Origin of the sequence: Burkholderia sp. ZZQ-2 (assembly GCF_050768715.1) — a bacterium.
Classification (GTDB): Bacteria; Pseudomonadota; Gammaproteobacteria; order Burkholderiales; family Burkholderiaceae; genus Burkholderia; species Burkholderia cepacia.
This window is the reverse complement of sequence record NZ_LDVA01000274.1, coordinates 1-19,952: the sequence shown is the minus strand read 5'-3', so window position 1 is coordinate 19,952 and position 19,952 is coordinate 1. Positions and strand designations below refer to the sequence as shown.

Annotated in this window: 16 protein-coding genes and 1 pseudogene; 11 read left to right on the top strand and 6 right to left on the bottom strand. The window is 67.9% G+C overall.

Going from position 1 to position 19,952, the window contains the following annotated elements:
• Positions 1 to 43: 43 nt before the first annotated feature.
• Complete coding sequence (locus ABY44_RS21645) at positions 44 to 2,353, bottom strand: DNA translocase FtsK (RefSeq protein ID WP_021163434.1); 2,310 nt, start codon at positions 2,351 to 2,353, stop codon at positions 44 to 46.
• Between the two features lie 413 nt (positions 2,354 to 2,766).
• On the opposite strand from ABY44_RS21645, the gene trxB reads away from it, so the two are divergent.
• From trxB to ABY44_RS21630, 3 genes are all read left to right on the top strand, one after another.
• Positions 2,767 to 3,729, top strand: coding sequence for a thioredoxin-disulfide reductase (gene trxB, locus ABY44_RS21640; RefSeq protein ID WP_021163435.1), 963 nt, complete (start codon positions 2,767 to 2,769; stop codon positions 3,727 to 3,729).
• Between the two features lie 136 nt (positions 3,730 to 3,865).
• Positions 3,866 to 4,645 (top strand): Smr/MutS family protein, encoded by a 780-nt coding sequence (locus ABY44_RS21635; protein ID WP_027788120.1) that lies wholly within the window; start codon positions 3,866 to 3,868, stop codon positions 4,643 to 4,645.
• Positions 4,632 to 5,255, top strand: a complete 624-nt coding sequence (locus ABY44_RS21630) for a trimeric intracellular cation channel family protein (RefSeq protein WP_027788121.1) — start codon at positions 4,632 to 4,634, stop codon at positions 5,253 to 5,255. Before ABY44_RS21635 ends, ABY44_RS21630 begins: the two co-directional genes overlap by 14 nt.
• Positions 5,256 to 5,344: 89 nt before the next feature.
• Here ABY44_RS21630 and ABY44_RS21625 read toward each other — a convergent pair whose 3' ends face one another.
• The 4 genes from ABY44_RS21625 to ABY44_RS21610 all read right to left on the bottom strand — a co-directional run bounded on the left by ABY44_RS21625 (position 5,345) and on the right by ABY44_RS21610 (position 9,746).
• Complete coding sequence (locus tag ABY44_RS21625; protein WP_021163438.1) at positions 5,345 to 6,463, bottom strand: ABC transporter ATP-binding protein; 1,119 nt, start codon at positions 6,461 to 6,463, stop codon at positions 5,345 to 5,347.
• A gap of 112 nt (positions 6,464 to 6,575) precedes the next feature.
• Positions 6,576 to 7,433: a carbohydrate ABC transporter permease gene (locus ABY44_RS21620; RefSeq protein WP_006476648.1), complete on the bottom strand. Its 858-nt coding sequence runs from the start codon at positions 7,431 to 7,433 to the stop codon at positions 6,576 to 6,578.
• On the bottom strand, positions 7,423 to 8,361 hold the full coding sequence (locus ABY44_RS21615; protein WP_060174682.1) for a carbohydrate ABC transporter permease: 939 nt from the start codon (positions 8,359 to 8,361) through the stop codon (positions 7,423 to 7,425). Before ABY44_RS21615 ends, ABY44_RS21620 begins: the two co-directional genes overlap by 11 nt.
• A gap of 137 nt (positions 8,362 to 8,498) precedes the next feature.
• On the bottom strand, positions 8,499 to 9,746 hold the full coding sequence (locus ABY44_RS21610; protein ID WP_027788123.1) for an ABC transporter substrate-binding protein: 1,248 nt from the start codon (positions 9,744 to 9,746) through the stop codon (positions 8,499 to 8,501).
• A 432-nt stretch (positions 9,747 to 10,178) separates the two neighbouring features.
• Here ABY44_RS21610 and zwf point away from each other — a divergent pair, with 432 nt between their 5' ends.
• The 3 genes from zwf (at position 10,179) to ABY44_RS21595 (ending at position 14,322) form a co-directional block, all read left to right on the top strand.
• Positions 10,179 to 11,648 carry a glucose-6-phosphate dehydrogenase gene (gene zwf / locus ABY44_RS21605; RefSeq protein ID WP_027788124.1) on the top strand — a complete coding sequence of 490 codons (1,470 nt, stop codon included), beginning with the start codon at positions 10,179 to 10,181 and terminating at the stop codon, positions 11,646 to 11,648.
• 87 nt (positions 11,649 to 11,735) lie between these two features.
• On the top strand, positions 11,736 to 12,416 hold the full coding sequence (gene pgl / locus ABY44_RS21600) for a 6-phosphogluconolactonase (RefSeq protein WP_059695897.1): 681 nt from the start codon (positions 11,736 to 11,738) through the stop codon (positions 12,414 to 12,416).
• Positions 12,394 to 14,322 carry a bifunctional transcriptional regulator/glucokinase gene (locus ABY44_RS21595; RefSeq protein WP_060174681.1) on the top strand — a complete coding sequence of 643 codons (1,929 nt, stop codon included), beginning with the start codon at positions 12,394 to 12,396 and terminating at the stop codon, positions 14,320 to 14,322. Before pgl ends, ABY44_RS21595 begins: the two co-directional genes overlap by 23 nt.
• A gap of 100 nt (positions 14,323 to 14,422) precedes the next feature.
• On the opposite strand, the gene ABY44_RS21590 is transcribed toward ABY44_RS21595, so the two are convergent.
• Positions 14,423 to 15,640 (bottom strand): Bcr/CflA family multidrug efflux MFS transporter, encoded by a 1,218-nt coding sequence (locus ABY44_RS21590; protein ID WP_027788127.1) that lies wholly within the window; start codon positions 15,638 to 15,640, stop codon positions 14,423 to 14,425.
• 255 nt (positions 15,641 to 15,895) lie between these two features.
• Here ABY44_RS21590 and ABY44_RS21585 point away from each other — a divergent pair, with 255 nt between their 5' ends.
• From ABY44_RS21585 to ABY44_RS21565, 5 genes and pseudogenes are all read left to right on the top strand, one after another.
• Positions 15,896 to 16,348, top strand: a complete 453-nt coding sequence (locus ABY44_RS21585; protein ID WP_048024193.1) for a hypothetical protein — start codon at positions 15,896 to 15,898, stop codon at positions 16,346 to 16,348.
• Between the two features lie 191 nt (positions 16,349 to 16,539).
• A complete protein-coding gene (gene hemL / locus ABY44_RS21580) occupies positions 16,540 to 17,823 on the top strand; it encodes a glutamate-1-semialdehyde 2,1-aminomutase (protein ID WP_014897811.1) in 1,284 nt (427 codons plus the stop codon).
• 15 nt (positions 17,824 to 17,838) lie between these two features.
• Positions 17,839 to 18,960 (top strand): bifunctional diaminohydroxyphosphoribosylaminopyrimidine deaminase/5-amino-6-(5-phosphoribosylamino)uracil reductase RibD, encoded by a 1,122-nt coding sequence (gene ribD / locus ABY44_RS21575; protein WP_060174680.1) that lies wholly within the window; start codon positions 17,839 to 17,841, stop codon positions 18,958 to 18,960.
• 14 nt (positions 18,961 to 18,974) lie between these two features.
• Positions 18,975 to 19,220, top strand: a pseudogene (locus ABY44_RS21570) (riboflavin synthase); the annotation flags it as partial.
• Positions 19,221 to 19,366: 146 nt separating this feature from the next.
• Positions 19,367 to 19,885 (top strand): DUF1993 domain-containing protein, encoded by a 519-nt coding sequence (locus tag ABY44_RS21565; protein ID WP_027788130.1) that lies wholly within the window; start codon positions 19,367 to 19,369, stop codon positions 19,883 to 19,885.
• Positions 19,886 to 19,952: the final 67 nt, after the last annotated feature.

Sequence of the window (19,952 nt, the reverse complement as noted above, 5' to 3'; positions counted from 1 at the left end):
GCGGTTTTCTCCCTGGGTGGCCGGCGCCGCGAACGCCGCGGACTCATTCCGCGTCGCGCGCCGGCACAAGAATTTCGCGGTTGCCGCTCGATGACATCGCCGACACGAGCCCCGACTGCTCCATCTGCTCAAGCAGCCGTGCCGCGCGGTTATAGCCGATCCGCAGGTGCCGCTGCACGAGCGAGATCGACGCGCGGCGGTTCTTGATGACGATCTCGACCGCCTGGTCGTACAGCGGATCAGACTCGCCGCCGCCTTCGCCGGTTCCCGCGCCGGCCGAGCCCTCGTCGCCGTCGGCGGTGCCGCCTTCGAGCAGGCCCTCGACGTAGTTCGGCTCGCCTTGCTCCTTGAGCTTCTCGACGACGCGGTGCACTTCGTCGTCGGCGACGAACGCGCCGTGCACGCGCACCGGCAGCCCGCTGCCCGGCGGCAGGTACAGCATGTCGCCCATCCCGAGCAGCGATTCGGCGCCCATCTGGTCGAGAATCGTGCGCGAGTCGATCTTCGACGACACCTGGAATGCGATCCGGGTCGGCACGTTCGCCTTGATGAGGCCCGTGATCACGTCGACCGACGGACGCTGCGTCGCGAGGATCAGGTGGATGCCGGCCGCGCGCGCCTTCTGCGCGATCCGTGCAATCAGTTCCTCGACCTTCTTGCCGACGACCATCATCAGGTCGGCCAGCTCGTCGATCACCACGACGATGTTCGGCAGGCGGCCGAGCGGCTCGGGATCTTCCGGCGTCAGGCTGAACGGATTCGGCAGCTTCTCCTCGCGCTTCGCGGCCTCGTCGATCTTGTTGTTGTAGCCCGCGAGGTTGCGCACGCCGAGCTTGCTCATCAGCTTGTAGCGGCGCTCCATCTCCGCGACCGTCCAGTTCAGCGCGTGGCCGGCCTGGCGCATGTCGGTGACGACCGGGCACAGCAGGTGCGGAATGCCTTCGTAGACGCTCATTTCGAGCATCTTCGGATCGATCAGGATCAGGCGCACCTGCTCGGCGGTCGCTTTATACAGCAGCGACAGGATCATCGCGTTGATCCCGACCGACTTGCCCGAGCCGGTTGTACCGGCGACCAGCAGGTGCGGCATCTTCGCGAGATCCGCGCACACCGGCTTGCCGCCGATGTCCTTGCCGAGGCTGAGCGTGAGCGCCGACGATGCGGCCGCGTACACCTCGGAACCGATGATCTCGGACAGGTGCACCGTCTGGCGGCGCTGGTTCGGCAGCTCGAGCGCCATGTAGTTCTTGCCGGGAATCGTCTCGACGACGCGGATCGACACGAGCGACAGCGAGCGCGCGAGATCCTTCGCGAGGTTGACGATCTGGCTGCCCTTCACGCCGGTGGCCGGCTCGATCTCGTAGCGCGTGACGACCGGGCCCGGATACGCGGCCACGACGCTCGCCTCGACGCCGAAATCCTTCAGCTTCTTCTCGATCAGGCGCGACGTGAATTCGAGGGTATCGGCCGAAATCGCCTCCTGCGCCTTCGGCGCGGGGTCGAGCAGCGATACCGGCGGCAGCGTCGAATCGCCCGGCAGGTCGGTGAAGAGCGGCACCTGGCGCTCGCGCTCGACACGCTCGGACTTCGCCGGCGTGACGACCGGCGGCACGATCGTCACGGGCTCGTGATCCTCGATGCGCACGCGCTCCTCTTCGACCTTGCCTTCGCGGCGCACGGCCGCGGCCTCGCCGAGCTTGCGGTCGCGCTCGGCCTCGCGGCGCAGCTTCGCGACATTGACGGCGGACAGGATCGCGCCGCCGACGCGCTCGGCGACCGACAGCCACGAGAAGCGGAAATACAGCGACAGGCCGATCGCGAGCAGGATCAGCAGCAGCAGCGTGCCGCCGGTGAAGCCGAACGCGTGCGACATCGCGCCCGCCACGGCCTCGCCGATCACGCCGCCCGGCGCACGCGGCAACTGCACCTTCAGCGACCACATGCGCAGCGCCTCGATGCCGTCGCACGCCAGCACGACGAGCACGAACGCGAAGATTTCGGTGAGCCAGCCGATCGGCCGCTCGGGTTCGTCCACGACCGCCTCGTGACGCGTGATGCGGCGGTAGTTGACGGCGATGCGCCGCGCGAGCGGCACGATCAGCCAGTAGGCCGACAGGCCGAACAGCAGCAGGATGATGTCGGCCGTCCAGGCGCCGACGCGGCCGGCCCAGTTCGAGATGTGGTCCACCTGGGCGGCGTGCGTCCAGCTCGGATCGCGCCGGCTGTAGCTCAGCAGGGCCATCACCAGAAATGCGCAGAGCGCGACCTGGAGAATCCAGCGGATCTCCGTGAGGAGCTTCGACATCCGGTGCGGCAACGCCTGTGCCTGGGCGGAATAAGGAGCTTTTGCCATGAATCCGTATAAAGAGGACGGGCTGCGCGCCCGCCTGTCGTTCGATCCCGCATATTGTAAGCGCTGCACCGGGCCGCCAAGTGTAAATGACGGTTACATAACAGGGCCGGGGTACGGCCGGCGCGGCGCATGCTCTCCGCGGCGCCCCTTTCCGCCCTTTCACTCCGGTGCGCGGTCCGGCCGGCCGCCCGCAGCCGCGCCGCCCCGGGCGGGTGCCTCGCCCCGCCCGCCCCGCATGCGCGACCGTTGCGCCACGAGACACTATCGCCGCGATTGAAACTCTCGTTCGGCAACGCAGCAACGGGGCCTTTATAATGCGCGTCTGATACCCATCTATGACGGCATCCCGGTCAACCCGGATCGTACGGCGAGCCCTACCCCGCCCGCCGCAGCCGACTTTTACGGATTCGCACATGTCCACGCCCAAACACGCCAAAGTCCTGATTCTCGGTTCCGGCCCCGCCGGCTACACGGCTGCCGTCTACGCGGCACGTGCCAACCTGTCCCCGGTGCTGATCACCGGCATCGCGCAGGGCGGCCAGCTGATGACCACGACCGACGTCGAAAACTGGCCGGCAGACGCGAAAGGCGTGCAGGGTCCGGAGCTGATGGCGCGCTTCCTCGAGCACGCCGAGCGCTTCAACACCGAAATCGTGTTCGACCACATCCACACCGCGAAGCTGCACGAGCAGCCGATCCGCCTGATCGGCGACTCGGGCGAATACACGTGCGACTCGCTGATCATCGCGACCGGCGCGTCCGCGCAGTATCTCGGCCTGCCGTCCGAAGAACACTTCATGGGCAAGGGCGTGTCGGCCTGCGCGACCTGCGACGGCTTCTTCTATCGCGGCCAGGAAGTCGCAGTGATCGGCGGCGGCAACACGGCCGTCGAGGAAGCGCTCTACCTGACGGGCATCGCGAAGAAGGTCACGGTGATCCACCGCCGCGACAAGTTCCGCGCGGAGCCGATCCTGATCGACCGCCTGCTGGAAAAGGAAAAGGAAGGCGCCGTCGTGATCAAGTGGGATCACGTGCTCGACGAAGTGACGGGCGAGGATTCGGGCGTCACGGGCCTGCGCATCAAGAACGTGAAGACCGGTGCGACGGAAGACCTCAGCGTGCAGGGCGTGTTCGTCGCGATCGGCCACAAGCCGAACACCGACCTGTTCCAGGGCCAGCTCGAGATGAAGGACGGCTACATCCTGACGAAGAGCGGCCTGCACGGCAACGCGACGTCGACGAGCGTGCCGGGCGTGTTCGCCGCCGGCGACGTGCAGGACAACGTGTACCGCCAGGCAATCACCAGCGCGGGCACGGGCTGCATGGCCGCGCTCGACGCGCAGCGCTACCTCGAAAGCCTGCACGACAAGAAGTAAGCCGCGAGACCGCTCGCGCCGGGCGCTACAATGGCGTCCGCTGCCGCGAAGCGGGCTCGACCGGAAAGCCGCTGCCGCCGTGCAGCGGCTTTTTTTTGCCCGCGCGCCCGAACGCGCCTGCCCTGTGTACCGAATCATGGCGAAGAACCAGCCCCATCCGAGCGATCCCGCGAAGCGGCAGATCGCCGCCCGTCCCGCGAACCCCGCGCCCGTCGCGCCGGCGCCCGCGCCCGATCCCGCCGCATTGCGCGGCCAGGGGCTCGCGGGCCTCGGCGCATTGCGCAAGTCGCTGCAAGGCGAAGCCGATCGCCGCGAACGCCAACGCGTCGAAACGGCCAAGGCCGAGCGCAAGGCGGAAGCCGACGCGAACCTGTTCCGCAACGAGATCGGCGCGATCCAGCCGCTCAATGCCCCGCCGCGCGCGGCAGCCGGCCGCACGCCGCCCGACCCGGTGCCGAAGCAGACGCAGCGCGACGAGGAAGCCGTGCTGAACGCGACGCTGTCCGACGAATTCGATCCCGAGACGCTGCTCGACAGCGACGACTCGCTGTATTACCACCGCCCCGGCATCAGCCGCGACGTCGTGCGCAAGCTGAGGAGCGGCGCGTGGATCGTGCAGGCGCAGATCGACCTGCACGGGATGCGGCGCGACGAGGCGCGCGACGCGCTCGCCGAGTTCATCCGCGAAGCCGGCAAGAAAGGGCTGCGCTGCCTGCGCGTGATCCACGGCAAGGGGCTCGGCTCGATCGGCAAGGAACCCGTGCTGAAAGGCAAGGTGCGCGCGTGGCTCGTGCAGAAGGAAGAAGTGATCGCGTTCTGCGAGGCGCGCGGCCACGACGGCGGCGCGGGCGCGGTGCTGGTCCTGCTGCAGCCGTTCGCGGCACCCGCCGACCGGGGGCCGCGTGCCGCATCCTAGGCTGACGCTCGCGATCGCGGTACTGGAGGCGATCGCCACGCTGGCCTTTGCGATCTCGGGCTTCATCGAGGCGCGCAAGAACCGTCTCGACTCGGTCGGCACGTTCGTCGTGGCGCTCGCCACCGCGTTCGGCGGCGGCACGCTGCGCGACATCCTGCTCGAGCGCCGCCCGTTCTACTGGGTCGTGCACGACGACTACGTGATCGCGATCTTCGTGCTCGCGCTGTTCGCGCCGTTCGTGCTGCGCATGCTGTCGCGGCTGTCGGCCGAGCGGCTGCTGCTCGTCGCCGATGCGATCGGGCTCGGGATCTTCAGCATCTCGGGCACGGCGATCGCGCTCGATGCCGAGATGCCGCGCTTCATCGCGGTGATGATGGGCGTGATCACCGGCGTGGTCGGCGGGATCATCCGCGACGTGCTGTGCAACGACATCCCGCTGATCCTGCGCGATTCGCGGCCGTACGCGACCTGTGCGTTCGTCGGCTGCTGGTTCTACCTGCTGCTCGTGTGGCTGCAGTTCGATTCCGTGTACAGCGTGCTGCTCGCGACCGGCTTCATCCTCGTCGCGCGGCTCGCGACCTTCAAGTTCGACGTGCGGCTGCCGCACTGAGCGCCGCCGCAACGCCGGACGCATCGCCAGAAACAAAAGGGGCCGCTCACGTCGAGACGGCCCCTTCTTCGTTCAGCGCGAACGTAGCCTCACGCGATCCGCTCTTCCGACGCCGGATCGAACAGCACCGCCTTCGACACGTCGAACAGCAGCGACTGCGTCTGCCCCGGCTGCGGGTTCGCGGCCGGATGCACGCGGCTCACGATCCGCTTGCCGTTCACCTGTGCGAACACGTGCGTGTCCGGCCCGGTCGGCTCGGTCACGTCGACGCGCACGTCGATCGGCTGCAGCTTCGACGCCTCGCCGTGGTGCGCGTTGCGCGCATCGGTGATGCGCTCCGGACGCAGCCCGAGGATCACCTCGCGGCCGACGTGGCCGTTCATCCGCTTCGCGTCGAACGGCAGGTTCAGCGCGCTGCGCGCGAGGCCCGTGTCGATCTCGAGCGCGATCCCGCTGCCCTGCTCGACCAGCTTGCCGTTGATGAAGTTCATCGGCGGCGCGCCGATGAAGCCCGCGACGAACAGGTTCGACGGCGAATCGTAGATCTCCTGCGGCGCGCCGAACTGCTGGACCACGCCGTCCTTCATCACCGCGATCCGGTCGCCGAGCGTCATCGCCTCGATCTGGTCGTGCGTCACGTAGACGATCGTCGTGCCGAGACGCTGGTGCAGCAGCTTGATTTCCGCGCGCATCTCGATGCGCAGCTTCGCGTCGAGGTTCGACAGCGGCTCGTCGAACAGGAACAGCGACGGATCGCGGGCGAGCGCGCGGCCCATCGCGACACGCTGGCGCTGGCCGCCGGAGAGCTGGCCCGGCTTGCGGTCGAGCAGGTGCTGGATCTGCAGCATCTGCGACACGCGGTCGACGATCTGCTGCTGTTCGCTCTTCGGCACCTTGCGGATGTTCAGGCCGAACGAGATGTTCTCGCGCACCGTCATCGACGGGTACAGCGCGTAAGACTGGAACACCATCGCGATGTCGCGATCCTTCGGCGACAGGTCGTTGACGACCTTGCCGTCGATGCAGATCTCGCCGCTCGTGACCGTCTCGAGCCCGGCGATCATGTTGAGCAGCGTCGATTTCCCGCAGCCCGAGCCGCCGACCAGGATCAGGAACTGTCCGTCCTCGATCTCGATGTCGACACCCTTCAGGACCGGCACCCCGTTCGGGTAGGTCTTGTACACGTCACGGATGGAAAGGCTTGCCATGCTGTGAATCCTCTGTCTCGTCTCGCGCGGCGCACTCCGGCGCCGCGTCGGGTTCGTTTCGATGCGCCGCGCGCGAGGCGCGGCCGGTTCGTCGTATCGGATGAAGCCGCGCTTACCCCTTCACCGCGCCCGCCGTCAGCCCGCGCACGAAATAGCGGCCGGCGACGATGTAGACGAGCAGCGTCGGCAGCGCGGCGATGATCGCGCCGGCCATGTCGACGTTGTACTCCTTCACGCCCGTCGACGTGTTGACGAGGTTGTTCAGCGCAACCGTGATCGGCATCGAATCGACGCCGGAGAACACGATCCCGAACAGGAAGTCGTTCCAGATCTGCGTGAACTGCCAGATCAGGCACACCATGAAGATCGGCAGCGACACCGGCAGCAGGATCTTCGTGAAGATCGTGAAGAAGCCGGCGCCGTCGATGCGCGCGGCCTTCACCAGCTCGGCCGGCACGCTCACGTAGAAGTTGCGGAAGAACATCGTCGTGAACGCGATCCCGTACACGACGTGCACGAACACGAGGCCCGGAATCGTGTTGGCAAGGCCGAGCATCCCCTGCAGGCGCGCCATCGGCAGCAGGATCACCTGGAACGGGATGAAGCAGCCGACCAGCATCATCGTGAACAGCGCGTCGGCGCCGCGAAAGCGCCAGTGCGTGAGCACGTAGCCGTTGAACGCGCCGATCAGCGACGAGATCAGCACGGCCGGAATCACCATCTGCAGCGAGTTCAGGAAGAACGGCTTCATCCCGTCGCAGCGCACGCCGGTACAGGCGCCGCTCCACGCCTTCACCCACGGGTCGACGGTCCAGCTGGTGGGCGGCGTCAGCAGGTTGCCGGTACGCAGCTGGTCGAGATCCTTGAACGACGTCGACAGCATCACGTAGATCGGGAACAGGAAATACAGCGCGAACAGGATCAGTGCCGCGTAGATCACTGCCCGGCTGATCGTCATCTTAGGCTGCATTGCGGGTGCTCCTCGATTCCATATACATCAGCGGCACCAGCACCGCGACCACGGTCGCGAGCATCATCACCGAGGATGCCGCGCCGAGCCCGAGCTGGCCGCGGTTGAACGAAAACGTGTACATGAACATGGCCGGCAGCGACGACGACGTGCCCGGGCCGCCCGCCGTCAGCGCGACGACGAGGTCGAAGGTCTTGATCGTGATGTGGCAGAGGATCAGCAGCACCGAGAAGAACACCGGGCGCATGCTCGGGATCACGATCTTGCGGTAGATGGTCGGCAGCGTCGCGCCGTCCACCTGCGCGGCCTTGAAGATCTCGCTGTCGACGCCGCGCAGCCCCGCGAGGAACAGCGCCATCACGAAGCCGGTCGACTGCCACACGGCCGCGATCACCACGCAGAAGATCGCCTTGTCCGGATCGTCGAGCCAGCCGAACGAGAAGCTCGTCCAGCCCCAGTCGTGCATCACCTTCTCGAGGCCGAGGCCCGGGTTCAGGATCCACTGCCACGCGGTACCCGTGACGATGAACGACAGCGCCATCGGGTACAGGAAGATCGCGCGCAGCGCGCCTTCGTTGCGGATCCGCTGGTCGAGCAGGATCGCGAGGAACAGCCCGAGCGCGACGCAGATCGCGATGAACGGAATCCCGAACCACGCGAGGTTCGCGGCGGACGTCCACCACACGTCGTTCTGGAACAGGTCCGTGTAACGGCCGAAGCCGTCGAATTCGTAGTTCGGCAACAGCCGCGAATTGGTCAGCGACAGATAGCCGGTAATCAGGATGAAGCCGTAGATGAACACCACGGCGATCACGACGCTCGGCGCAAGCACGAGCTTCGGGATCCAGCGATCGGCGAAGGCCGACATCGGCGACGTACGCCGTGCGGCGGCAGCGCCGGATCCGTTTCCGCTAAGAGGGGCAGCCACTTGATTCGACTCCTGGAACGAGGGCGGCGCAGGCCGGGCCGGCGCCGGTACGGCACGGGCCCGCGGGCGAGCCCGTTTGCTGCACATGCAAAAACGCCCGGCCGAGATAGCGTGTCCGGCCGGGCGCCTGTCGCGCGTTACTTGACCTTCGCGGCCTTCGCGAGCGCGGCGACCGCGCTCTTCGAATCCTGCTGCGAGTTCATGAACTTCGTCACGACGTCCGTGATCGCGCCGGCGGTCGCATCGCTCTGCGCCATCCCGTGTGCGAGCGACGGCACGAAGCCGCCCGACTTGATCGCGGTCTGCTCGTCGGCGTACGACTTCTTCGCGCAGTCGTCGAACTTGTCCATCTTCACGCCGAGGCGCACGGGCACCGAACCCTTCAGCAGGCTGAACTGCTCCTGGAAGTCCGGCGTCATGATCGTCTTCGCGAGTGCGAGCTGGCCCGGCGTCGCGGCCTTCTCGCCCTTCTGCTGGAAGAACACGAACGAGTCGACGTTGAACGTGTAGGCATTCGCCGTGCCCGGCACCGCCGCGCAGATGTAGTCCTTGCCCGCCTTCTTGCCGGCGTTCTCGAACTCGCCCTTCGCCCAGTCACCCATGAACTGCATGCCGGCCTTGCCGTTGATGACCATCGCGGTCGCGAGGTTCCAGTCGCGGCCGTTACGGCCGGTATCGAAGTAACCCTGGATCTTGCGCACCGTGTCGAACACGGACAGCATCTGCGGCGACGTCAGCGTCGCCTGGTCGAGGTCGACCAGCGCCTTCTTGTAGAACGCCGGGCCCTGCGACAGCACGACGTCTTCCCACAGCGTCAGGTCCTGCCACGGCTGGCCGCCCATCGCGACCGGCTGGATACCCGCGGCCTTCAGCTTGTCGGCCACCGCGAAGAATTCAGGCCAGGTGGTCGGCACCTTCGCGCCGACCTTGTCGAGCGCGGCCTTGTTGATGTACAGCCAGTTCACGCGGTGCACCGAGAACGGCGCCGCGACGGTGTGGCCCTTGTACTTGATGATCTTGTCGATTTCCGGTGGCAGGTTCTGCTTCCAGTCGCCGGCAGCGGAATCGATGTTGACGAGCACGCCCTGGTCGGCCCAGTCCTGGATCAGCGGACCCTTGATCTGCGCGGCCGACGGTGCGTCGCCGCTGATCACCTTGGTCTTCAGCGCGGTCATCGCCGCTGCGCCCGCGCCGCCCGCGACCGCGAAGTCCTTCCACACGTAGCCCTGCTTCTGCAGGTCGTCCTTCAGCACGCCGACGGCCTTCGACTCGCCGCCCGAGGTCCACCAGTGCAGCACCGTTACGTTCTCGGCTGCCTGCGCCGCCACGGCGCCAGCCATCAGACCTGCCGCGCAGAGCGCGCCCATGATCGAGCGAACTTTCATTACTTATCTCCTCCAGACTGAATCAACTCGTGAGGTTCCCTGACCGGGAACCGGCTTCTTGATAAACGACGGGGAAATCGAGCCGCGGGACGCATGCAGCGTACGGGGCCGATGACCGGCCGGGCTCTTACAGAAAGCGTGAATCGAGATTCAACGGCGTGTCTCCTCTTTGTGTTTCTGGCCCGCCGCGATGCTGCGGCGCGAGCCCGGGGCCGACGGCGCGCCGACGATGCGCGCCGTCAATGTCCGATAACATTCGGCACAAGGCGTTCCCGAAGGCGAAGCTCGCGCAGTTCATCGACCGCACTTCTTTTTTTCTTCACCCAGGTGCTACCCCTTGCGGCGGATTGTAGTTAAACTACAATTCAGTGTCAAAAATATTTTTATCGCACTACGGATCGCTTCCCAGCCCCCCCAACACGGCGGAGACACATGCATACCGATTCCAGCTTTACCTTCGTACTTTTCGGCGGCACCGGCGATCTGTCGATGCGCAAGATCCTGCCCGCGCTGTTCGAAGCGCACCGTGCGAACATGCTGGCGGAGAGCGGCCGGATCGTCGCCGTGGCGCGTCACGAATCGGACCGCGCGGGTTATCTCGAGTGGGTCGACACGCACGTGAAGCCGCACGCGGAGAAAGCCGCCGGCAAGGCGCTCGACGAAACCGCGTGGAAGTCCTTCCTCGATCGCATCGAGTACGTGAAGCTCGACCTCGGCCGCGCGGAAGACTACGTCGTGCTGCGCGACGCGATCGCATCGCTGCCCGGCATCCGCGTGTTCTATCTCGCGACGGGCCCGTCGCTGTTCGTGCCGATCTGCAAGGCGCTCGCGTCGGTCGGCCTGAACGAAGGCTCGCGCATCGTGCTCGAAAAGCCGCTCGGCTACGACCTGAAGTCGTCGAATGCGATCAACGACGCGGTCGGCGAGATCTTCGCGGAAGGCCAGATCTACCGGATCGACCACTACCTCGGCAAGGAACCCGTGCAGAACCTGCTCGCGCTGCGCTTCGGCAATGCGCTGTTCGAGCCGCTGTGGCGCCGCGAATGGGTCGAGAGCATCCAGATCACGATCGCCGAGGAGCTCGGCGTCGAGGCACGCGGCGATTTCTACGACAATACGGGCGCGCTGCGCGACATGGTGCAGAACCACCTGCTGCAGCTGCTGTCGATCGTCGCGATGGAGCCGCCGCATTCGATGGATTCGGATTCGGTGCGCGACGAGAAGCTGCGCGTGCTGCGCGCGCTGAAGCCGGTCGATCCGCGCGACATCGGCAAGGTCGCCGTGCGCGGCCAGTATCATGCGGGCGTGATCAAGGGCGCGCAGGTGCCCGCCTACGCGACCGAGCCGGGCGTGAAGCCCGACAGCCAGACCGAAACCTTCGTCGCGCTGAAGGTCGAGATCGAGAACTGGCGCTGGGCCGGCGTGCCGTTCTTCCTGCGCACCGGCAAGCGTCTGGCCGACCGCGTCGCGGAGATCGTCGTCAATTTCCGCCCGGTGCCGCACTCGGCGCTCGGGCCCACCGCGTTGCGTCCCGGTTCGAACCGCCTCGTGATCCGGCTGCAGCCGAACGAGACGATCCGCCTGTACTGCCTCGCCAAGCAGCCGGGCGAAGGGATGAACCTCGCGAGCGTGCACCTCGACCTCGCGTTCGACCAGTTCTTCAAGGAAGGGCAGATGGAGGCGTACCAGCGCCTGCTGCTCGACGTGATCAACGGCCGTCTCGCCCTCTTCGTGCGCCGCGACGAACAGGAAGCCGCATGGCGCTGGGTCGAACCGATCCTGAACGAATGGGCCCGCACGCTGAAGCCGCCGAAGCCGTACGCGGCGGGCACGTGGGGGCCGGCCGCGGCGAGCGCGATGCTCGCGCAGCACGACACCTGCTGGCTCGAAGAAGAGAACTGATGTAAACGTCACCGCGCACGCCTTCGTACGCGGCGACGTGCCCCACGATTCGTACGATTTGAACAGACAAAGCAGTCCGGAGGAGATGTGATCGAGATCCACGCTTTCGACACCCAGGAAGCGCAAAGCGAAGCGCTCGCGCGCGCCGTTGGCGATGCGCTGCGCGCCGCGCTCGCCGGCCCCGCGCGCCCGACGCTCGCGGTGTCCGGCGGCACGAGCCCGCGCCCGTTCCTGCACACGCTGTCGCACGCGGCGCTCGACTGGGCCGGCGTCGACGTGACGCTGGTCGACGACCGCTGGGTGCCGGAGGACGACGCGGCCAGCAACGCGCGCCTGGTGCGCGACACGCTGCTGCAGCACGCGGCGGCCCCTGCCCGCTTCCTGCCGCTCGTCGACACGCGCAGCGCGCTCGACGCGCACGTCGCCGCGCTGAACGCGAACGCCGACTACCGCGTGCCGACCGTCGCGGTGCTCGGCATGGGCGAGGACGGCCATACCGCGTCGATCTTCGCCGATGCGCCCGAATGGGATCACGCGATCACGACGCCCGAGCGGTTCGTCGCCGTGCATCCCGGCGCCGCGCCGCATGCGCGCGTGAGCTTCTCGCTCGATGCGCTCAAGCGCGTCGACCGGCTGTTCCTGCTGATCGCGGGCGAACGCAAGCGCGCGGTGCTCGACGCCGCGGCCGCATCGCTGCAGAAGAACGCGATTTCCCAACTGGCCAACGACAAGGGGACCCAGCTCGATGTCTACTGGTGCGCAAAGTAAGGCCGTTGTCGCGGGCCAGCATGCCGACGGCCCGCGCCTGCTCGCGGACGTCGGCGGCACCAACGCGCGTTTCGCGCTGGAAACCGGGCCGGGCGACATCACGCAGATCCGCGTGTATCCCGGCGCCGACTATCCGACGCTCACCGATGCGATCCGCAAATACCTGAAGGACGTGAAGATCCCCCGCGTGAACCACGCGGCGATCGCGATCGCCAATCCGGTCGACGGCGACCAGGTCACGATGACCAACCACGACTGGAGCTTCTCGATCGAGGCGACGCGCCGCGCGCTCGGCTTCGACACGCTGCTCGTCGTCAACGATTTCACCGCGCTGGCCATGGCGCTGCCGGGCCTGACCGACGCGCAGCGCGTGCAGATCGGCGGCGGCGCGCGCCGCCAGAACAGCGTGATCGGGCTGCTCGGGCCCGGCACCGGGCTCGGCGTGTCGGGGCTGATTCCGGCCGACGACCGCTGGATCGCGCTCGGCAGCGAGGGCGGCCACGCGTCGTTCGCGCCGCAGGACGAGCGCGAGGATCTGGTGCTGCAGTACGCGCGCAAGAAGTTTCCGCACGTGTCGTTCGAACGCGTGTGTGCGGGCCCCGGCATGGAGATCATCTATCGCGCGCTCGCCGCGCGCGACAAGAAGCGCGTCGCCGCGACCGTCGACACGGTCGAGATCGTCGAGCGCGCGCATGCGGGCGACGCCCTCGCGCTCGAGACGGTCGAATGCTTCTGCGGGATTCTCGGCGCGTTCGCGGGCAGCGTCGCGCTGACGCTCGGTGCGCTCGGCGGCGTGTACATCGGTGGCGGCGTCGCGCTGAAGCTCGGCGAGCTGTTCACGCGCTCGTCGTTCCGCGCGCGCTTCGAGGCGAAGGGCCGCTTCACGCACTATCTCGAGAACATCCCGACCTACCTGATCACCGCCGAATACCCGGCGTTCCTCGGCGTATCCGCGATCCTCGCGGAACAGTTGTCGAACCGCTCGGGCGGTGCGTCGTCGGCCGTGTTCGAACGGATCCGCCAGATGCGCGACGCGCTGACGCCGGCCGAGCGCCGCGTCGCCGATCTCGCGCTGAACCATCCGCGCTCGATCATCAACGACCCGATCGTCGACATCGCGCGCAAGGCCGACGTGAGCCAGCCGACGGTGATCCGCTTCTGCCGCTCGCTCGGCTGCCAGGGGTTGTCGGACTTCAAGCTGAAGCTCGCCACCGGCCTCACCGGCACGATCCCGATGAGCCACAGCCAGGTGCATCTCGGCGACACGGCCACCGACTTCGGCGCGAAGGTGCTCGACAACACGGTGTCGGCGATCCTGCAGCTGCGCGAGCACCTGAACTTCGAGCACGTCGAGAACGCGATCGAGATCCTGAACGGCGCGCGGCGCATCGAGTTCTACGGGCTCGGCAACTCGAACATCGTCGCGCAGGACGCACACTACAAGTTCTTCCGCTTCGGGATCCCGACGATCGCGTACGGCGACCTGTACATGCAGGCCGCATCGGCCGCGCTGCTCGGCAAGGGCGACGTGATCGTCGCGGTGTCGAAGTCGGGACGCGCGCCCGAGCTGCTGCGCGTGCTCGACGTCGCGATGCAGGCCGGCGCGAAGGTGATCGCGATCACGTCGAGCAACACGCCGCTCGCGAAGCGCGCGACCGTTGCGCTCGAGACCGACCACATCGAGATGCGCGAATCGCAGCTGTCGATGATCTCGCGGATCCTGCATCTGCTGATGATCGACATCCTCGCGGTCGGCGTCGCGATCCGCCGGGCGTCGACGAACGGCGAACTGCCCGAGGCCGTCGCCCAGGCGAAGGCACGCGCGAGCGATGACGAAACGGCCGACGTGCTCGACTGGCTGAGCCACGGCGCGTCGCCGGCGGCGAAGGACGTCGCGCGGGATTGACGCACGGCGCGGCGCAAGCCGCTTCCTGCCCCCCCAACGAAAAACGCCACCGGCGCATCGCGCGCGGTGGCGTTTTTCATGGTGCCGCCCGGCTGGAGGATCACGCCCCCGCTTTCACCGGCCGCCCGTGCCAGCGCAGCACGAGACAGCGCCCGGCGAAACACAGCACGCCCGTAACACCGATCGTCACCCCCATCGCGAACGGCGTGCCGTCCGCGAGCGCGCCGATCGCCACGCTCGCGATCGCGCCGAGCGCCAGCTGCATCGCGCCGAACACGGCCGCCGACGCGCCCGCATTGTGCGGATAACGATGCATGAGGTCGGTCGTGCAGTTCGCGGACAGGATCCCGACCACGCCGACGACGAAGAACAGGCACACGACGATCGACCACAGCCCGCCCCACCCCGTCAGCGCGACGAGCGCGACCGCGAGCGACGCGATGCAGCTCACCAGCGACGCGGCCGCGATGATGCGCAGCGAACCGACGCGGCCGACCAGCCGCGTGTTCGTGAAGTTGCCGATCATGATGCCGACCACGTTCAGGCCGAACAGCAGCCCGTAGTGCTGCGGCGACACGTGGAAATACTCGATGTAGACGAACGGTGTCGCGGTGATGTACGAGAACATCGACGCAAACGCCATCCCGCCGCACAGCATGTGCCCCCATGCGACGGGGTCGGACAGGATGCGCCCGTACGACGCGAACGACGCGAGCACGGCCGCGCTCTTGCGCCGCTCCTTCGGCCAGGTTTCGGGCACGCGCAGGTACGCGGTCGCCGCGCACACCGCGCCGAACACGGCCAGCACGACGAACACGCCGCGCCAGCCCGAGAAACGCAGGATCTGCCCGCCGATCAGCGGCGCGAGCAGCGGCCCGACCGCGGTAACGATCGCGACCATCGACAACACCTTCGCCGCGTCGGTCGGCTCGTGCGCGTCGCGCGCGATCGCACGTGACAGCACCGACGCCGCGCCGGCGCCGAGCGCCTGCAGGAAGCGCACGAGGATCAGCATGTCGATCGAGTTCGACACGAAGCAGCCGATGCTCGCGAGCGTAAATAGTGCGATGCCGCCGAGCAGCACGGGACGGCGGCCCCACGTGTCGGACAGCGGGCCGTACAGCAGCATGCCGATCGAGAAGCCGGCCATGAAGCTCGTCAGCGTGCGCTGCGCGGCGCCGGGGCTGACGGAGAAGCCGTCGGCGATCGACGGCAGGCTCGGCAGGTACATGTCGGTAGCGATCGGCCCGCAGGCGGCGAGCGCACCGAGCAACAGGATCAGCCGGGCATCGGGCCGGCGCCGGACGACGTGAGACATGGGTATCCGGAATGGAGCGCCGCGCGCATCGGGGCGCGCGTGGTGGTGACGACGGGAGGCCGCGCCGCGAACGGCGCGCTCGGGCCCATGATTGTACGCGCAACTTTTTTTCGTGCCGCCGGCCCGGCGCGCGACCGGCGGAAAAAACACAGGCACGGCGCCCGCCGCGCGGGATCGCGAGCAGGGATTCGATTAAGCTTGCAGCGCCTCGCTGCCAATTGTCTGATCCATTCCATTCGACACACGACCGAACCGATGACCGCTTTCCTGTTGATCTGGAGCCCCAAGAAATGGCCGTGGCCCGAACTGCCCGACGTCGCCGCGCGCGTGAAGGCCGGCGAGGCCGTGCATGACGTGTGGGGCTGCGGCTTCGCGCGCGGCATCCTGCCGGGCGACCGCGTGTTCCTGCACCGTGTAGCGAAGGAACCCAAGGGCGTGTTCGGCTCCGGCTACGTGACGCGCGCGCCGTACGAGGTACCCGATCCGGCGACGAAGCGCGGCTACCGGCTGTGCATCGACTTCGTATACGACTGGCTGGTCGATGCGCACCAGGACGTCGTGATCCCGCGCGACGCGCTGCGCGTGCATCCGTACTCGGTACAGACCTGGGACGCGCAAAGCTCCGGCACCGTGATCAAGCCGATGGTCGAAGGCCCGCTCGAGAAACGCTGGGCCGAGCTGACCGGCAAGCGCAAACCGCCGCGATAACCGAAGCGGCCGCCGTGCCGCATCTGCCCCTCCTTTCCGGCCCCGGCCCGCGCAACCCCGCACGCGCCGAAAGGCCGCGGACCGCGCCGCGGGCCCGCCGCGCGCGTCTCCGGTACAATCGGACGATCGTTCCGCCCAGGCGCCGCGGCCCGTGCACAGGCCCCCGCGCCCTTCTCTCGCAGGTTTCGCTCATGTCCAACAATCAGATCCTCTTCGAACGCGCCCAGAAGACCATTCCCGGCGGCGTCAACTCGCCGGTGCGCGCATTCCGTTCGGTCGGCGGCACGCCGCGCTTCGTCGCGCGCGCGCAAGGCCCGTATTTCTGGGATGCCGACGGCAAGCAGTACATCGACTACATCGGCTCGTGGGGCCCGATGATCGTCGGCCACGTCCATCCTGAAGTGCTGTCGGCCGTGCAGAACGTGCTCGCCGACGGCTTCTCGTTCGGCGCGCCGACCGAAGCCGAGATCGAGATCGCCGAGGAAATCTGCAAGCTCGTGCCGTCGATCGAGCAGGTGCGGATGGTGTCGAGCGGCACCGAGGCCACGATGAGCGCGCTGCGCCTCGCGCGCGGCTTCACGGGCCGCAGCCGGATCGTCAAGTTCGAGGGCTGCTACCACGGCCACGCGGACAGCCTGCTCGTGAAGGCCGGCTCGGGCCTGCTGACGTTCGGCAACCCGACGTCGGCCGGCGTACCCGCCGACATCGCGAAGCACACGACCGTCCTCGAATACAACAACGTCGCCGCACTCGAGGAAGCGTTCGGCGCGTTCGGCGACGAGATCGCCGCCGTGATCGTCGAGCCGGTCGCGGGCAACATGAACCTCGTGCGCGGCACGCCGGAATTCCTCAACGCGCTGCGCGCACTGTGCACGAAGCACGGCGCCGTGCTGATCTTCGACGAGGTGATGTGCGGGTTCCGCGTCGCGCTCGGCGGCGCGCAGGCGTACTACGGGATCACGGCCGACCTCACCTGCCTCGGCAAGGTGATCGGCGGCGGGATGCCGGCTGCCGCGTTCGGCGGCCGCCGCGACATCATGGCCCACCTCGCGCCGCTCGGCGGCGTCTACCAGGCCGGCACGCTGTCGGGCAACCCGATCGCGGTCGCCGCGGGGCTGAAGACGCTGCAGCTGATCCAGGCGCCGGGCTTCTACGACGCGCTCACCGCGCAGACGAAGCGTCTCGCCGACGGCCTCGCGGCCGAAGCGCGTGCGGCCGGCGTGCCGTTCGCGGCCGATTCGATCGGCGCGATGTTCGGCCTCTACTTCGCCGAACGCGTGCCGACCAGCTTCGCCGAAGTCACGAAGAGCGACACCGAGCGCTTCAACCGCTTCTTCCACCTGATGCTCGACGAAGGCGTGTATTTCGCGCCGTCCGCGTACGAGGCCGGCTTCGTGTCGAGCACGCACGACGACGCGGTGATCGACGCGACGCTCGCGGCCGCGCGCCGCGCCTTCGCGGCACTCGCTGCCTGACCCGGGGCCGCGCGCATGTTCTCGGATATCGATTTCGCCCACATGCAGCGTGCGCTCGCGCTCGCCGCGCGCGGCATGTATACGACGGCACCGAACCCGCGTGTCGGCTGCGTGATCGTCAAGGACGGCGACGTGATCGGCGAAGGTTTCACGCAGCCGGCCGGCCAGGATCACGCGGAGGTCCAGGCGCTGAAGGACGCGCGCGCGCACGGCTACGACGTCGCGGGCTCGACCGTCTACGTCACGCTCGAACCGTGCAGCCATTTCGGCCGCACGCCGCCGTGCGCGAACGCGCTGATCGACGCGCGCGTCGCGAAGGTCGTCGCCGCGATGGAAGACCCGAACCCGCAGGTATCGGGGCGCGGCCTCGGGATGCTGCGCGACGCCGGCATCGACGTACGCTGCGGGCTGCTCGCGCATGAAGCCGGCGAACTGAACATCGGCTTCGTGTCGCGGATGACACGCGGCCGCCCGTGGGTGCGGATGAAGACCGCCGCGTCGCTCGACGGCCGCACCGCGCTGCCGTCCGGCGAAAGCCAGTGGATCACCGGCGAGGCCGCGCGCCTCGACGGGCACGCGTGGCGCGCGCGCGCCTGCGCGATCCTGACCGGCATCGGCACCGTGCGCGAGGACAACCCGCTGCTGACCGTGCGCGGGATCGACACGCCGCGCCAGCCGCAGCGCATCCTGGTTGACAGCCGCCTCGACCTGCCGCTCGACGCGCGGCTGCTCGAAGGCGCTCCGCTGCTGATCTTCTGCGGCCGGCTCGACGCCGCCGGCGAAGTACGGGCGAAGGTGCTGAAGGCGCGCGGCGCGGAAATCGTGCCGCTCGCGAATGCGCACGGCAAGGTCGACCTGCCCGCGATGCTGGCGGCGCTCGGCGCACGCGGCGTCAACGAGCTGCACGTCGAGGCCGGCCACAAGCTGAACGGCTCGCTGCTGCGCGAACAGTGCGTCGACGAGTTGCTCGTCTATCTCGCACCGAGCCTGCTGGGCGCCGATGCGGCCGGCATGTTCGACCTCGCCGCGCCGGCGAGCCTCGACGCACGCACGCGGCTGTCGTTCCACGGGGTCGAGCGGGTCGGCGACGATCTGCGGATCCTCGCGCGCTTCACGCCGACGGACGCCGCGCACTGAACGGGATCGTCACGATGTTCACCGGAATTGTCGCGGTCGGCGGCCGACGCCGCGGCGTGCGCCTGACCGTGCCGGCCGGCGGCCTCGACCTCACCGATGTCGCGCTGGGTGACAGCATTTCGATCCAGGGCGCGTGCATGACGGTGATCGACAGGAGCGACACCGCGTTCGACGTCGACGTGTCGCGCGAAAGCCTGAACCGTACGGTCGGCCTCGCCCACCCCGGCGAAGTGAACCTCGAGAAGGCGTTGCGCGCGCACCGGCCCGCCCGCCGGCTCCATCGGCCGAACGGCCAACGACGCGCACGGGTCATGCGGTCGCGCTAAGATGCGTCGACAGCGGTCTCGATACCGCAATGCACGACGCGCCGCGTAGCGGCCGCCCTCTTCCTCAAGGAGTCGCCCCCATGTCCATCTCGATGTACCAGGCTTCACTGCCCGTGCTGATCCGCGGCCTGACCAATCTTCAGCACATTCTCGGCAAGGCGCAGGCACATGCGGCCGAAAAGCAGATCGATCCGTCGGTGTTCGTCGGCGCCCGCCTGTATCCGGACATGCTGCCGCTCGTCCGCCAGGTCTATATTGCGACCGACACGGCCAAGGGCTGCGCCGCCCGCCTCGCCGGCGCCGAGATCCCGAGCTATCCGGACGTCGAGCAGACCTTCGACGAACTGCACGCACGCATCCAGAAGACGATCGACTACCTGAAAAGCTTCGACGCCGCGCAGATCGACGGCAGCGAGACGCGCCAGATCGTGCTGAAGATGCGAGTCGGCCCGATCGAGTTCACCGGCCAGTCGTACCTGCTGAACTTCGTGCTGCCCAATTTCTTCTTCCACGTGACGACCGCGTACGACATCCTGCGTCACAGCGGCGTCGAGCTCGGCAAGCTCGACTACCTGGGCGGGCGCGACCAGCACGCCTGACGCGCGGCGGGCAAGGCCCGGCCCGCCACCGTCCGCACCGCGCGTGCAGGCAACCTGCGGCGGGCCC

What these genes read in the sequence shown, in the direction of transcription:
- ABY44_RS21645 (WP_021163434.1), bottom strand. Translation starts at nt 2,353, where the DNA reads ATGGCAAAAGCTCCTTATTCCGCCCAGGCACAGGCGTTGCCGCACCGG.
- trxB (WP_021163435.1), top strand. Translation starts at nt 2,767, where the DNA reads ATGTCCACGCCCAAACACGCCAAAGTCCTGATTCTCGGTTCCGGCCCC.
- ABY44_RS21635 (WP_027788120.1), top strand. Translation starts at nt 3,866, where the DNA reads ATGGCGAAGAACCAGCCCCATCCGAGCGATCCCGCGAAGCGGCAGATC.
- ABY44_RS21625 (WP_021163438.1), bottom strand. Translation starts at nt 6,463, where the DNA reads ATGGCAAGCCTTTCCATCCGTGACGTGTACAAGACCTACCCGAACGGG.
- ABY44_RS21620 (WP_006476648.1), bottom strand. Translation starts at nt 7,433, where the DNA reads ATGCAGCCTAAGATGACGATCAGCCGGGCAGTGATCTACGCGGCACTG.
- ABY44_RS21610 (WP_027788123.1), bottom strand. Translation starts at nt 9,746, where the DNA reads ATGAAAGTTCGCTCGATCATGGGCGCGCTCTGCGCGGCAGGTCTGATG.
- zwf (WP_027788124.1), top strand. Translation starts at nt 10,179, where the DNA reads ATGCATACCGATTCCAGCTTTACCTTCGTACTTTTCGGCGGCACCGGC.
- ABY44_RS21595 (WP_060174681.1), top strand. Translation starts at nt 12,394, where the DNA reads ATGTCTACTGGTGCGCAAAGTAAGGCCGTTGTCGCGGGCCAGCATGCC.
- ABY44_RS21590 (WP_027788127.1), bottom strand. Translation starts at nt 15,640, where the DNA reads ATGTCTCACGTCGTCCGGCGCCGGCCCGATGCCCGGCTGATCCTGTTG.
- ABY44_RS21585 (WP_048024193.1), top strand. Translation starts at nt 15,896, where the DNA reads ATGACCGCTTTCCTGTTGATCTGGAGCCCCAAGAAATGGCCGTGGCCC.
- hemL (WP_014897811.1), top strand. Translation starts at nt 16,540, where the DNA reads ATGTCCAACAATCAGATCCTCTTCGAACGCGCCCAGAAGACCATTCCC.
- ribD (WP_060174680.1), top strand. Translation starts at nt 17,839, where the DNA reads ATGTTCTCGGATATCGATTTCGCCCACATGCAGCGTGCGCTCGCGCTC.
- ABY44_RS21565 (WP_027788130.1), top strand. Translation starts at nt 19,367, where the DNA reads ATGTCCATCTCGATGTACCAGGCTTCACTGCCCGTGCTGATCCGCGGC.